Annotated in this window: 13 protein-coding genes and 1 other RNA gene; all 14 read left to right on the forward strand. The window is 50.8% G+C overall.

Annotated features, from left to right (window positions below; translation table 11 throughout):
• Positions 1–103 precede the first annotated feature (103 nt).
• The 14 genes from ALO_RS19175 to ALO_RS19240 all read left to right on the forward strand — a co-directional run bounded on the left by ALO_RS19175 (position 104) and on the right by ALO_RS19240 (position 13,444).
• Positions 104–724, forward strand: a complete 621-nt coding sequence (locus ALO_RS19175; protein WP_004099506.1) for an MBL fold metallo-hydrolase — start codon at positions 104–106, stop codon at positions 722–724.
• A 24-nt stretch (positions 725–748) separates the two neighbouring features.
• On the forward strand, positions 749–1,792 hold the full coding sequence (locus ALO_RS19180) for an AI-2E family transporter (protein ID WP_004099509.1): 1,044 nt from the start codon (positions 749–751) through the stop codon (positions 1,790–1,792).
• A 3-nt stretch (positions 1,793–1,795) separates the two neighbouring features.
• A complete protein-coding gene (locus ALO_RS19185) occupies positions 1,796–2,257 on the forward strand; it encodes a Fur family transcriptional regulator (RefSeq protein ID WP_004099511.1) in 462 nt (153 codons plus the stop codon).
• On the forward strand, positions 2,247–3,449 hold the full coding sequence (gene hemZ, locus ALO_RS19190; RefSeq protein WP_004099513.1) for a coproporphyrinogen dehydrogenase HemZ: 1,203 nt from the start codon (positions 2,247–2,249) through the stop codon (positions 3,447–3,449). Before ALO_RS19185 ends, hemZ begins: the two co-directional genes overlap by 11 nt.
• A gap of 12 nt (positions 3,450–3,461) precedes the next feature.
• The gene (gene hisS, locus ALO_RS19195) at positions 3,462–4,727 is read left to right on the forward strand and encodes a histidine--tRNA ligase (protein ID WP_004099515.1); all 1,266 of its coding nucleotides are present in this window, start codon (positions 3,462–3,464) and stop codon (positions 4,725–4,727) included.
• Positions 4,727–6,514 carry an aspartate--tRNA ligase gene (gene aspS, locus ALO_RS19200; RefSeq protein WP_004099517.1) on the forward strand — a complete coding sequence of 596 codons (1,788 nt, stop codon included), beginning with the start codon at positions 4,727–4,729 and terminating at the stop codon, positions 6,512–6,514. Before hisS ends, aspS begins: the two co-directional genes overlap by 1 nt.
• A gap of 92 nt (positions 6,515–6,606) precedes the next feature.
• A non-coding RNA gene (gene ssrS / locus ALO_RS21595) (6S RNA) lies at positions 6,607–6,780 on the forward strand.
• 221 nt (positions 6,781–7,001) lie between these two features.
• A complete protein-coding gene (locus ALO_RS19210; RefSeq protein WP_004099522.1) occupies positions 7,002–8,024 on the forward strand; it encodes a threonine aldolase family protein in 1,023 nt (340 codons plus the stop codon).
• A 5-nt stretch (positions 8,025–8,029) separates the two neighbouring features.
• The gene (locus ALO_RS19215; RefSeq protein ID WP_004099524.1) at positions 8,030–9,352 is read left to right on the forward strand and encodes a replication-associated recombination protein A; all 1,323 of its coding nucleotides are present in this window, start codon (positions 8,030–8,032) and stop codon (positions 9,350–9,352) included.
• Positions 9,353–9,566: 214 nt separating this feature from the next.
• Positions 9,567–10,019, forward strand: a complete 453-nt coding sequence (locus ALO_RS19220) for an RrF2 family transcriptional regulator (RefSeq protein WP_004099526.1) — start codon at positions 9,567–9,569, stop codon at positions 10,017–10,019.
• An 11-nt stretch (positions 10,020–10,030) separates the two neighbouring features.
• Positions 10,031–11,239 carry a cysteine desulfurase NifS gene (gene nifS / locus ALO_RS19225; protein ID WP_004099528.1) on the forward strand — a complete coding sequence of 403 codons (1,209 nt, stop codon included), beginning with the start codon at positions 10,031–10,033 and terminating at the stop codon, positions 11,237–11,239.
• A 59-nt stretch (positions 11,240–11,298) separates the two neighbouring features.
• Positions 11,299–12,393, forward strand: coding sequence for a tRNA 2-thiouridine(34) synthase MnmA (gene mnmA, locus ALO_RS19230; RefSeq protein ID WP_040293974.1), 1,095 nt, complete (start codon positions 11,299–11,301; stop codon positions 12,391–12,393).
• Between the two features lie 110 nt (positions 12,394–12,503).
• The gene (locus ALO_RS19235) at positions 12,504–13,001 is read left to right on the forward strand and encodes a PRC-barrel domain-containing protein (protein ID WP_004099532.1); all 498 of its coding nucleotides are present in this window, start codon (positions 12,504–12,506) and stop codon (positions 12,999–13,001) included.
• A gap of 248 nt (positions 13,002–13,249) precedes the next feature.
• Positions 13,250–13,444 carry a hypothetical protein gene (locus ALO_RS19240; RefSeq protein WP_004099536.1) on the forward strand — a complete coding sequence of 65 codons (195 nt, stop codon included), beginning with the start codon at positions 13,250–13,252 and terminating at the stop codon, positions 13,442–13,444.
• Positions 13,445–13,534 lie beyond the last annotated feature (90 nt).

Here is a 13,534-nt window from a genome sequence, read left to right on the forward strand (position 1 = left end):
AACTAGTACGGCAACGCATGCGTTGCTCTTATCTTGCATCTGGACTTTTTTGAACGGTCCCTGCTTCGAGGCTGAAGAGAGTTTAATGAGGAGAGGTTTTGCAATGAAAATTATTCAATTAGAAGTTGGCAATTTAGGCGTAAACTGCTATATTGTTTATTGCGAACAAACTCGCAAAGCTGTTATTATTGATCCGGGCGGCGATGCCGCGGCGATCATTGGGGCGGTGAATCAGGAAGGACTGCAGGTGGAGCATATCATTAACACCCACGGTCATGCTGACCACATCGCTGCCAATGATGCAGTCAAACAGGCTACCGGCGCGACCGTTCTGATCCATACCGAGGATGCCGACATGCTGATCAATAAGCAGCTTAATCTGTCTGCTTTCATGGGACCGGGTTTTGTCTGCAGTCCCGCGAACCGGCTGCTGCAGGACGGGGAAAACATCGAATGCGGTACAGTCCAATTGCAAATATTGCATACGCCGGGGCACACTCCGGGGGGGATATCTTTGAAGACGAAAGATGCGGTATTCAGCGGTGATACTCTGTTTGCCGAGTCTGTCGGACGTACGGATTTCCCGGGAGGCTCTTACAATCAATTGGTTCAGAGCATTCAAGATAAATTAATGGTTCTGCCGGACGAAATGACGGTTTATCCCGGTCATGGCCCCCAGACGACTATCGGCTGGGAACGAAAGATGAATCCATTCATTCGGTGATCAGGCTTGCAAAGGGGGGCTTTCATGCCTCGGCTTCATCTATCAGGCTGGGTACGCATTGCCATAGTAATAGCCGGTCTCTATATCGTCAGTCAGGTTACAGCGGTTTTTCTGCCGTTGATTCTGGCGGTGATAGTATCGTTTATCCTTCATCCGTTGGTTGAGGCAATCAATCGGGTCCGGATTTGGCGGTTCTCAAAAGCCTTGCCACGGGAAATGGCTATTCTCATTGCTTTTCTCTTGCTATTTGCGCTCGTCGCAGTGGTGGCTTCCCTTGTTCTTTTGCCGCTTATCAAGGAATTCAACCGGTTTATCGGTAACGTTCCGACCTTGTTGACAAAAATGCAAAATATCGGACTGGTGTTGGAACAACGGGCTCATGATATCATTTTGCCGGACAATGTGCGTACGATGCTGGAGCAGGGACTGTCTAATGCGGTCCTGTATTCGGCAGGGTTGGCCCGGCGCATCGTGAATTCGGCGATTAGTTTTGCCGGTGGCGTTATTGACCTGGTGGTAGTGCCGGTTTTGGTGTTTTATTTTTTACGGGACTGGCGGCAACTGCAAAACGGCATTGTCAGGGCTTTTCCGCCTGGTATCCGCTCTAAAACGGCGCAAATCATCGAAGAAATGGGTGTGACGGTCAGCGGCTACATCCGGGCTCAGGTGCTGCTGAGCCTGATTATAGGGACGGCTGTATTTTGCGGCATGGCATTGCTGAATGTGGACTATCCTCTGGTGTTGGGGCTATTGGCGGCATTGACCGAGTTTATCCCGATAATCGGTCCGATTATCGGCGCGATTCCGGCGGTCATATTGTCTTTTCTGATTTCTCCCGCTTTGGCGATCAAGGTGATTTTGGTCTATGTGATTATCCAGCAGCTGGAAAATAATATTATTGTCCCTAATATTATGCAGCGTACAGTGGATCTGCATCCCGTCATGGTGATTATCGGCATGCTGGCGGGAGGGCAACTGCTGGGCTGGGTTGGTATGATCCTGGCGGTTCCTTTTATGGCGCTGGTAAAGGTCGTTTTAAAGCATATATGGAAATATGAGGAAGGTTAGGTGATGAGCGTGAGTACAAAAATGAAGGAATTACGGCAAAAATTGCGGGAAAACCAATATAAACTGACTCCCCAGCGCCAAATGGTGCTTCAGGCTTTTTTGGATCATCCCAACCGGCATTTAAGCGCTGAAGACGTGTACAGCATTGTTCGGGACCAATCGCCGGACATAGGACTGGCAACCGTATACCGCAGCTTGGAATTGCTGAGTGAAATGAATTTATTGCAAAAGATTGATTTCGGTGACGGCCGCAGCCGCTATGAAGTCGCGGAATCCGGCGCTACTCACCATCACCACCATTTGATATGCTTAGACTGCGGCCAGGTGAAAGAATATGACGACGATTTGCTGGAGGGCCTGGAGGCCAGTATATCTCGCAAGCATCGTTTTACCATCGTGGATCATGAGGTGAAATTCTACGGTTATTGTTCACAATGCCAGGCCAAACGAGACCATGAAGGGTAGTCAAACTCCCTGGGGAATTTTAACCGGTGTCAGGCCGGGAAAAATTGTCCAACGTATGTTGGACGCAGAAGAAATTTTAGAGCCGGAGATTGTTGAACGACTGCAAAAGGACTATGCAATCCGTCAGGATAAGGCGAAACTCCTTGCTCAGATTGGCTTGCGCCATAGGCAACTGTTACTGCCTCACGGCGAACTCAAAAAGAAAGTCAGCGTGTATGTCGGGATTCCTTTTTGCCCGACCCGGTGCTTGTATTGTTCTTTCCCTTCCTATGTTTTGCCGCAGCACAGAACGGATTTAGAGCTTTTTCTTGCGGCCTTGGCCAGGGATATTGCCGCCGCCGGAGACCTGCTTGATTCTGCCGGAGTAAGGGCAGATACCATTTATATTGGCGGCGGGACTCCCACTAGTCTGGGCTCCGGCGATTTTTCTCAATTACTGGCAATGATACAGGATCGCTTTGCCAATCCCTCGCTGCGAGAATTTACGGTAGAGGCAGGCAGGCCTGACACTATGGATGATGATAAGCTGAAAGCCATGAAATATTACAGTGTTAACCGGGTTAGCATCAATCCGCAAACTATGCAACAAAAAACTTTAAAACATATTGGACGAATGCATAGTGTACAAGATATAATAGATGTATTCGGAAAGCTCAGAAGCATGGGCTTTCCTGTTATTAATATGGACCTGATCGCCGGTTTGCCCGGCGAGACAGAGCAGGATATGGCCGATACACTGGAGCAGCTTGCCCGGCTTGACCCGGATAATTTCACGGTACATGCCCTGGCAATCAAGAAAGGGTCCCGCTTAAAGGAACTGGCCGGGCGCTATCCGTTGCCCGGCCCGGCGGACACGGAAGCTATGGTATACAGGGCGGCTCAATACGCCGAAAGAATGGGAATGGTTCCTTACTATCTATACCGTCAGAAGTATATGACCGGCAACTTGGAAAATGTCGGTTATACTAAGCCGGAATTAGAAAGTTTGTATAATATATATAGTATTGAAGAACGCCAAACCATTATTGGCATTGGGCCGGCAGCTACCACTAAATTCGTGGCGCCGAACTGGAGGGTAGAGAATATGTATCACGCCAAAGACTTAAAAACATATATTGCCACTCTGCCCCACTATATCCGTCAGCGGGAAGCAGGTTTCCGCTTGTGGATGAGTGAACCCATGGTTGAATAAGGAGGAATTTTCATGTCCATTATGGCTCCCCGCGGGACAAAAGATGTTTTGCCTGACACGACCCCCTACTGGCGGTCGATTGAAGCCGCGGTGCACCGAGTTTGCGATTTGCATGCCTACCGGGAAATAAGAACGCCGGTGTTTGAACATACCGAGCTTTTTTTGCGCGGCATCGGTGATACCACCGATATTGTCCAAAAAGAAATGTACACCTTTAATGACAGGGGCGGCCGCAGCATTACCTTGCGGCCGGAAAATACAGCGGCGGTGGTACGGTCTTATCTGGAGCATAAGTTATATTCCCTGCCTCAGCCTCTGAAACTTTATTATATCGGGCCCATGTTCCGTTACGACAAGCCCCAGGCAGGACGGCTGCGCCAGTTTCATCAGTTCGGTGTTGAGGCCATTGGTTCTGAAGGACCAGGCATTGATGCCGAAATCATTGCGCTGGCAGTGGATTTCTTTCGGGGTCTTGGCCTGGATGAACTGCAGCTTTATATCAACTCTGTTGGCTGTCCTCAGTGTCGCCCTCTGTATCGCAGCAGACTGCAGGAAGCCTTGCGTGAGTCGCTGGCGGATTTTTGCTCGGACTGTCAGTCACGGTTTGAACGGAATCCCATGCGGATTCTGGACTGCAAGAATGAGCGATGCACAGCATTGTCCCGGCATGCACCGACGATTTCCGATTGTCTGTGCGACGAATGCCGAGAGCATTTTGCCGGGTTGCAGGAAATGCTGGCTCAGGCCGGCATTTCCTTCCAACATAATCCGCGTCTGGTGCGGGGGCTTGATTATTATACTAAGACAGCCTTTGAAATCCAGTATCCGCCTCTCGGGGCTCAAAGCGCCGTCTGCGGCGGCGGCCGCTATGACGGTCTCATTGAAGAATGCGGCGGAGAGCATACGCCAGGCATCGGTTTTGCCATTGGTATTGAGAGGGTGCTTCTGGCTCTGGAAAAACAGCAGCTATTGCCGCCCCAGGAAGAAGGGCTGGATGTTTTCGTGGCGTTTACCGGACCAGAAACCCGGGCGGCTGCCTTTTCGCTGCTGCGGCATCTGCGCCAAGCCGGACTGCGTTGCGACACGGAGTTCATGAACCGGGGGCTGAAAACCCAGCTAAAACAGGCCAACCGCTCTGCCAGCCGTTTTGTGGCCATAATAGGAGAAGAAGAGCTTGCCCAGGATAAGGTTACTCTTAAATTCATGCAAACAGGCGAACAAGAATTAGTAGCATTACAAGATATTGAATCGAAGCTTCAAAGGGAGATGGGTAAATAATGGATACTTTAGCAGGCTTGAAACGGACCCATTCGTGTGCCATACTTGCCAAAAATGACGCAGACCGGGAGGTTACGATCTGCGGCTGGGTGGCGAGACGCCGGGATCATGGCGGTTTGATTTTTATTGATTTGAGGGACCGGTCGGGAATGGTTCAGGTGGTCTTTTCGCCTGATTATAATACCGAGGCCTTTACTAAGGCCGAAACTGTTCGCAACGAATACGTGCTGGCTGTTCGCGGCAAAGTGAAGCTTCGCTCTGCTGACACGGTCAATCCTCAGATGATTACCGGTGAAATTGAGGTATTGGGCGAGGAACTGCGTATTTTGAACCAGGCTAAAACACCGCCCTTTTATATTCAGGATGAAGTTGACGTGGATGAACCCTTGCGCCTGAAATACCGGTATCTGGATCTCAGGCGGCCGGAGATGCAGCGCAATCTGATGCTGCGGCACAGAGTCACCAAGGCCATGCGGGACTTCTTTGACGGCAGGGGCTTTGTGGAAGTGGAAACTCCGATGCTGACCAAATCCAGCCCGGAGGGGGCCCGGGATTATCTGGTTCCCAGCCGGGTCAATCCGGGAAAGTTTTTTGCCTTGCCTCAGTCTCCCCAACTGTTTAAACAAATTCTGATGGTAGCCGGCATGGAAAAATATTTTCAAATCGTGCGCTGTTTCCGGGATGAGGATTTACGCGCCGACCGGCAGCCTGAATTCACCCAGCTGGATATCGAAATGTCGTTCATTGACAGGGAAGACATCCTGGCGATGATGGAGGATATGATCGCTTATTTGTTCAAGCAGGCCTGCGGTGTGGACATCCCCCGGCCCCTTATGCGCCTGACTTATGATGAAGCCATGGCCCGCTACGGTTCGGACAAGCCGGATCTTCGATTTGGTATGGAACTTATTGATATTTCCCCGGCGGTAAAGAATTCCGGCTTTAAGGTATTTGACACTGTCCTGGAGCAAGGCGGCCAGGTTAAAGCCATCAATGTCCAGGGCTATGCCGGCATTCCCCGGCGGGAATTAGACGGATTGACGGACTATGTGGCGACCTACGGCGCCAAAGGGCTGGCCTGGATGTGCTATACCCCGGAAGGGATTAAATCTCAGATTACGAAATTCTTCTCCGAAGAGACTATACAAAAAGTTACTCAGGCCACTCAAGCCAAAGAGGGAGACTTGCTCTTAATCCTGGCCGGCCAGCCGGCTGGAGTTGCCAATGCCTTGGGACAGCTGCGCCTGGAAATGGGCCGCAGACTCGATTTGATTGACCCGGAAAAACTGTCCTTCCTATGGGTGATTGATTTCCCTATGTTTGAATATGACGCCGAGGAAAAACGCTGGGTAGCCATGCATCATCCCTTTACTTCTCCCCGAGATGAGGATATTGAGTTTCTGGGGTTTGATCCCGGCCGGATTAAGGCTAAAGCCTATGACATGGTCTTAAACGGTACTGAAATCGGCGGCGGCAGTCTTCGTATTTATCAACGGGAACTGCAGGAGAAAGTATTTAAGGCCATTGGTTTGACCCGGGATGAAGCCTATGAAAAATTTGGCTATCTACTGGAGGCATTTGAATACGGAACCCCGCCCCACGGCGGCATTGCCTTCGGTCTGGACCGGCTGGTCATGCTTATGGCTAAGCGAGCTTCTATCCGCGATGTCATTGCTTTCCCCAAAACCCAAAGCGCTACCGATATGATGGTACAGGCACCTTCCGAAGTGTCTTTGCGGCAGTTGAAAGAACTGCACGTCAAATCGGAAGTCATCGCCAAAAAATAAGATTTTTATAAATAATTGTAAAAATTTCAAAGTTTGTTCTCTTGCAAATGACGGTTATCTTTGTTAAGATAGATACAGACTAAAAACACTAGTGAGCCCTGCTGTGTACGTGTAGTTCCATGTTTTGATCCAACACATTGACCTAGGGAGCTCTGGCTCTGATTATGTCGTGTATGCCTTTCTCAAGGAACATTTAAGTAATCAGGAGGGCGCCCACCTGCTTAGAGCAGGTTCAAAACAGGGTGAGACGGCATGGTGGGGATTCGTATTGTAGGGCAATTTTGTCTTAACACTAACTTTCAGAAGTTAGTGTTTTTATTTAGACGGAAACAAGCTCTGCAAAGCGGGCTTGTTTCTCGTTTAGACAAAACAAGCTCTGCTAAGCAGGCTTTTTTCTTGTTTTACGAGGATTTTCCGGCCAAATACAGAAGTATGTTTAATAGTCGGGTAATGATCTGTCATATATGTGATATCTAGGAGGGAAACCATGAGAAATGTGGATTTAAGAAGCGATACTGTTACCCTGCCGACTCCAGCCATGCGACAAGCCATGTATCAAGCCGAAGTAGGCGATGATGTATACGGGGAAGACCCAACGGTTCAAAAACTTGAAAATCTTGGTGCCCAATTGATGGGCAAAGAGGCGGGGCTCCTGGTGGTAAGCGGTACCATGGGAAATCAGGTGTCAATTCTGGCCCATACCGATCGGGGAGATGAACTCATTTGCGAAGCCGAGTCCCATATTTTTTATTATGAAGTGGCCGGCATGGCGGTCATCGCCGGTGTCCAGGCCAGACAAGTGACTGGCCGCCGGGGCATTTTATCGGCCGAGATGATTCAACAGGCCATCCGGCCCCAGGACATTCATCAACCTTCCTCCAGACTGATCTGTCTGGAGAACAGTCACAACCGCGCCGGCGGGACCTGCTATACTCAGTCACAGTTGCGTGATATTCAAATGGTGGCGGCCCAAAACGGCATCAGGGTACATATGGACGGCGCGCGCATATTTAATGCCGCGGCAGCTCAGAAAATTCCCGTGGGAGAAATCGCCCGCTGCGTGGATACGGTTCAGTTCTGTCTTTCGAAGGGACTGGGAGCGCCGATGGGTTCTTTAGTGGTGGGAAGCCGCGAATTTATTGACAAAGCCCGGCGTTACCGCAAAATGCTGGGTGGAGGCATGAGACAAGCGGGGATTATTGCCGCTGCCGGCATTGTGGCTCTGACCACCATGGCGGACCGGCTGACGGAAGATCACGGGCATGCCCGTATCCTGGCGGAAGCCCTTGCAAATCAGGGTTACTCTATCGACTTGGCTGCAGTGGAGACGAATATTGTGATCTTTGAACGTCAGGGCGATGTTCCGGCCTTTATCGCCCAATTGCGCCAGCATGGCATTCAGGCCAACCAGTTTGGCGAACATAGGGTTCGTATGGTAACCCACTACGGAATTGCCCGGGAGGATATTGATTATACTGTGTCGATTCTGGCCAAGCTTGCCAAAAGGTGATTTCAATGGATTTATTTACTGAAGCCAACCGGACTGACAACGAAAAGGGAGCGCCTCTGGCCAGCAGGATGCGGCCCCGCAATCTGAGTGAATTTAGCGGACAAAAGGGAATTCTGGGGCCGGGGAAATTCTTGCGGCAAATGATCGAAGCCGGTTCGGTTCCCTCAATGATTCTGTTTGGTCCTCCCGGTACGGGCAAAACTACCCTGGCCACTCTCCTGGCTGACAGGGTAGGCGCCGATTTTGTCCGGGTCAATGCCGTTGCCAGCGGTACGGCTGAGATCCGCAAACTAATCGACGCGGCTAAAGAAAGGTTGGCCTTGTACCGACGGCGGACGATTCTGTTCATTGATGAAATCCATCGCTTTAATAAAGGGCAGCAGGATGTCTTACTGCCTTACGTGGAAGACGGCTCTGTCACACTTATCGGCGCCACCACCGAAAATCCTTATTTTGAAATTAACTCGCCCTTATTATCCCGGATGAGAGTGGTCCGCCTGCGGTCTCTGATGGCTGAAGATCTGGTCAGTATCCTGAAAAGCGCCTTGACGGATAAAGAACGGGGCCTTGGAGCCCTTTCCGTTGCCGCGGATGAGGGAATCCTGCAGGCCATCGCCGAATTTGCCGCCGGTGACGCGCGCTCGGCCTTAAACCTCTTAGAGCAAGCCGCTGCACTGGCCCAGGACAGTCCTGAAAGGAAATTAACCAAGGACCATCTGGAACTGATCGTCGGCGAGATGATGCAGCGGTATGATAAAACAGGCGATCAGCATTATGATGTGGCATCGGCTTTCATCAAAAGCATGCGGGGTTCAGACCCTGACGCAGCCCTGCATTATCTGGCACGCATGATTGCCGCCGGAGAAGACGTGCGGTTTATTGCCCGGCGCATCGTCATTTGCGCCTCTGAAGATGTGGGCAACGCCGACCCTATGGCCCTGGTAGTCGCCAGCAGCGGGGCTCAGGCTGTCCAGCTTGTCGGCATGCCGGAAGCCGGCTTGATCTTATCCCAAATGGTGGCCTACATTGCCGCCGCTCCTAAAAGCAACGCGGCTTGTGTGGCCATTGACAAAGCGCTGCAGGATGTGAAAACCAAAGACTGCGGTCCGGTTCCCGCTCACCTCCGGGATGCCCATTACCGGGGGGCAAGTCAATTGGGCCACGGTGTCAACTACCTCTATCCTCATGATTTTCCCGGTGCTTATGTCCACCAGCAGTATTTGCCGGATAAACTGACCGGAACGATTTATTACCATCCCAGCAACCGGGGCTTTGAAAGCAAAATGGCCGAACAATTGCCGGCTAAAAACACAGTGGAAAAAAAGTGAAAGAAGGTTCCCAATACATAACGAGAACACATGCAAGCTACACTAGAGTTGAGACCGGCCATCACTGTCTTTGACAGGCTCCGTCGTTTTTGCTATATTTAGCTTGCTAAACACTCGGGAAGCATTGTTTTTCGCAGATATATGTCTGGCTGCCCGAAAGATAATCGCTTTCTTCCTGACTATGCGATGCTTTGCATCACTGAGGAGAGTGCTTATGAAACTGTCAACCAAAGGGCGTTATGGCGTAGCGGCGATGTATGATTTGGCGCTGCATTATCAGCAGGGGCCCATAGCCTTGAAAAGCGTGGCTCAAAGGCAGAACATTTCGGAACATTATCTCGAACAATTGATGGGAACATTGCGCAAGGCCGGATATGTCAAAAGCGTTCGGGGTGCTCAGGGAGGCTATGCTTTAACCAAAGAGCCGTCGCAAATTTCAGTGGGCGATATCATTCGCATTATGGAAGGCCCCATTGCGCCGGTGGATTGTCTCCTAACCGAAGAGAGCAACAACGAATACTGCGACCAAGCCTGTCAATGCGTTACCCGCGGTGTCTGGGCCAAGGTACGGGACAGCATCAACAGTGTATTGGACTCTATTTCTCTGGACGATTTGTGCCAAGATGATAAAGACGGTAGAACCACGCTAAGTAAGTCGAATGATTAGGAGGTGGCAGGATGAAACGGATCTATTTTGACCATTCCGCGACGACGCCGGTTCATCCGGAAGTAGCAGCTGTTCTGGTGAACTATATGACCGATCTATTCGGCAACCCTTCCAGTGTGCATTCCTTTGGACGGGAGGCCCGCAAGGCGATGGACCAGGCCAGAAGACAGGTGGCTGCATTGATCGGTGCCGAATCAGAAGAGATCTTTTTCACCAGCGGCGGCACGGAAGCTGATAATTTGGCGATTAAAGGAGTTGCCCTGGCGAATAAGAAAAAGGGAAACCATATCATTACCACCTTGATTGAACACCATGCGATTCTACATACCTGCGAGTACTTGGAGAAAAATGGATTTCAGGTGACGTACCTGCCGGTAGATGAATACGGCATGATTTCATTGGAGGCTCTGGAACGGTCCATTACCGATCAGACCATCCTGATCAGCATCATGTATGCTAATAATGAAGTCGGTACGGTGCAGCCCATTGCGGAAATCGGCCGCTTGGCCCGCCAGCGCAATATTTACTTTCATACCGATGCGGTGCAGGCGGCTTCGAATCTGCCGATTGACGTGAAAAAGGACGGCATTGACTTGTTGACCTTATCCGGCCATAAGTTTAATGCCCCTAAAGGCATTGGTGCTCTCTATGTCAGACGGGGAGTACGGATAGAGGCCGTGCAGCACGGCGGAGGCCATGAGCGCAATCTGCGGGCGGGCACAGAGAATGTACCGGCGATTGTTGGCTTGGGGAAGGCGGCTGAAATTGCCGCACAGAATTTAACCGACAAGATCGTCACCCTTACCACACTGCGCAACACCTTGATTGAAGGGGTTATGGCTGAGATTCCTCATGTAAAGTTAAACGGCCATCCCACCCAGCGCATCCCGGGCAATGCCAATTTTAGCTTCCTGTCCCTTGAAGGGGAATCCTTATTGTTAAACCTGGATTTGAAAGGCATTGCCGCATCCAGTGGTTCAGCCTGCTCCGCCGGGTCCCTGGATCCATCCCATGTACTCCTGGCCATGGGACTAAGCCATGAGGCTGCCCACGGATCCTTACGAATATCGTTGGGCTGGGGCAATACCATGGAAGATGTACAATACTTTTTAAATGTCATACCGGAAATCGTTGAACGGCTGCGAGCCATTTCTCCGCTGCATGCCGAAAGAATTGAACTATCGGCTCAGAGCCCGTGTCAAGAGTGCCAGCTTCATTGAAACGGACGGCCTGCCGGCAGATAGTCGAATGCTTCAGATTGGAAAAGGATTGTGATTCTATGCAAAATAAGCCAAGAGTACTGGTGGCGATGAGCGGAGGGGTGGACAGTTCTCTAACTGCCGCCCTTCTTGTGCGTCAGGGTTATGACGTGATTGGGGCCACCATGCAGTTATGGGAAGATAATATGGAACGGTTTGACCCCAACTACCGGGGATGCTGTTCTTTGTCAGCGGTGGACGACGCTCGCCGGGTGGCTGATACTTTAGGAATTCCCTACTATGTGCTGAACTTCCGCCATATGTTTCAGGAGACAGTGATTGACTACTTTATTCAGGAATACAGCAGTGGCAGAACTCCCAATCCTTGTATTGCCTGCAACCGGCACCTGAAATTTTCCGGCCTGCTCCGGAAAGCGCTGGAGCTTGGCGCTCAACATGTGGCCACCGGACACTACGCTCGAATCGGGTTTGATGAAGCTGCCGGGCGGTATGCATTGCGCAAGGGAGTAGATGCGACTAAAGACCAGTCCTATGCGTTGTATCATTTAAATCAATATACCCTGAGCCATTTCTTAATGCCCCTGGGGGATTACGCCAAAACTGAAACCAGGCGCCTGGCCCGGGAATTCGGGCTGTCGGTGGCGGAAAAACCCGACAGTCAAGAGATATGCTTTATTCCCGACGATGATTATAAGCGCTTCCTGGAGGAAAAAGCGCCGGATGCTTTAAAACCCGGCAATATTCTGGATACCCGCGGAAAACTTGTCGGCAGGCACAAGGGCTTGCCTCTATACACGGTTGGGCAGCGCAAAGGATTGGGCATTGCTGCCGGTTCTCCCTTATATGTGGTGGCTCTGGATTATGACAAAAACGAATTGATCGTAGGGTCGGACCAGGATGTATTCTCGGCCGGTCTGATCGCTTCCGACGTCAATTATATTGCCTTTGACGAGCTGACCCAGCCGCTGCGGGTAACGGCGAAAATCCGTTACAGCGCCAGGGAGGCGGAGGCGCTGGTTTCACCATTGGCAGACGGCGATATCCGGGTTGATTTTTCCCAGGCACAAAGGGCTGTTACCCCCGGCCAGTCAGTGGTCTTTTATAACGGCGATACGGTTGTAGGCGGGGGAATCATTCAAAAGGCAATAAATTAATCTGCCAATTACCGGATCGCGTTTATAAATTGCTTTTCATGCGGTCATACTAATACTACAACTGATTACGACGACGATTTGTACGCTCGGAAAACAATAGGAGGCCTTTTATGCGCCGAATATCGGAAATGATCGGCCTGCCGGTGATGGTCACCGGGGAAGGCATACAAGTTGGCACAGTAACAGAAGTAGTACTGGATATTGATTCAGCGACGGTATTTTGCCTGCTGCTTACCGACGAACCGGATTCAAGCCAGGGAGTGCCTATGGCGGATATTTACCGTATCGGTGAAGATGCAGTTATGCTGCGCGATGAAAAATGTATCGGCGATATGGCTCCCTTGCTCAATCAAGCGGGGCTATACCCCACTCGCAGTATATTCGGCAAAGATATCATCACGGAAACCGGCACTAACATCGGCATACTGACAGATATGCAGTTTGATCCCGCTACCGGTGAACTTATACGCTACGTAGTTTCCGACGGAATACTGGTCGATTGGATTTGCGGCAGGAAAATGATGCCTCTGCCTGTAGCCCAGATGATTAGTGATGATACGGTGCTGGTGCCGGAATCAATGTCTCAGCTGCTGCAAGAAGACGATTGAAATTGTGAGGTGTGGTTGCCGGGATGATTACCTGTCCGGTATGTGGCTGGCGTTCTGTGGGGAAGGTAGGCGCTGATCAGTACTATTGTTGGGATTGCTGTGTTGAATTTTCTTTAGGTAAGCGGGGATGTACAGTTTTTAACGTGGAACAGGACGGATCCTTAACATCTGCAGCACCGATTTCTGAAACAATACGGGAAGATGCTGCCTTACAGTATGAGCCATAATATGCAGAAGGAGTGATTCGGATGCGCAATTTCTGGCATGGGTTGATTTGGGGAGGAATATTCGGTACCGTGATCGGGGCCATAGTGCGCCCCATGATGCGACCCCAGAGAAAACCACTGGTTGAACGCAGCGTAGATGCTATGAAAAATACTACAGAGGACGTTATGCGCCGGGCCAAGAGGGTCCAGCGGCGTATTTTGAAAAGACTCGATTGAGGGCCACACGGCCCTTGTTTTTTTAGGGGCCGTTGAAAAAGGCCCATCTGCGGCACTTCAACCTCCTGCGGGCGCGCGTTCGATGTACCT

Origin of the sequence: Acetonema longum DSM 6540 (assembly GCF_000219125.1) — a bacterium.
Lineage (GTDB): Bacteria > Bacillota > Negativicutes > Sporomusales > Acetonemataceae > Acetonema > Acetonema longum.

Coding starts and splice junctions, on each gene's coding strand:
- ALO_RS19175 (WP_004099506.1), top strand. CDS start 104: ATGAAAATTATTCAATTAGAAGTTGGCAATTTAGGCGTAAACTGCTAT.
- ALO_RS19180 (WP_004099509.1), top strand. CDS start 749: ATGCCTCGGCTTCATCTATCAGGCTGGGTACGCATTGCCATAGTAATA.
- ALO_RS19185 (WP_004099511.1), top strand. CDS start 1,796: ATGAGCGTGAGTACAAAAATGAAGGAATTACGGCAAAAATTGCGGGAA.
- hemZ (WP_004099513.1), top strand. CDS start 2,247: ATGAAGGGTAGTCAAACTCCCTGGGGAATTTTAACCGGTGTCAGGCCG.
- hisS (WP_004099515.1), top strand. CDS start 3,462: ATGTCCATTATGGCTCCCCGCGGGACAAAAGATGTTTTGCCTGACACG.
- aspS (WP_004099517.1), top strand. CDS start 4,727: ATGGATACTTTAGCAGGCTTGAAACGGACCCATTCGTGTGCCATACTT.
- ALO_RS19210 (WP_004099522.1), top strand. CDS start 7,002: ATGAGAAATGTGGATTTAAGAAGCGATACTGTTACCCTGCCGACTCCA.
- ALO_RS19215 (WP_004099524.1), top strand. CDS start 8,030: ATGGATTTATTTACTGAAGCCAACCGGACTGACAACGAAAAGGGAGCG.
- ALO_RS19220 (WP_004099526.1), top strand. CDS start 9,567: ATGAAACTGTCAACCAAAGGGCGTTATGGCGTAGCGGCGATGTATGAT.
- nifS (WP_004099528.1), top strand. CDS start 10,031: ATGAAACGGATCTATTTTGACCATTCCGCGACGACGCCGGTTCATCCG.
- mnmA (WP_040293974.1), top strand. CDS start 11,299: ATGCAAAATAAGCCAAGAGTACTGGTGGCGATGAGCGGAGGGGTGGAC.
- ALO_RS19235 (WP_004099532.1), top strand. CDS start 12,504: ATGCGCCGAATATCGGAAATGATCGGCCTGCCGGTGATGGTCACCGGG.
- ALO_RS19240 (WP_004099536.1), top strand. CDS start 13,250: ATGCGCAATTTCTGGCATGGGTTGATTTGGGGAGGAATATTCGGTACC.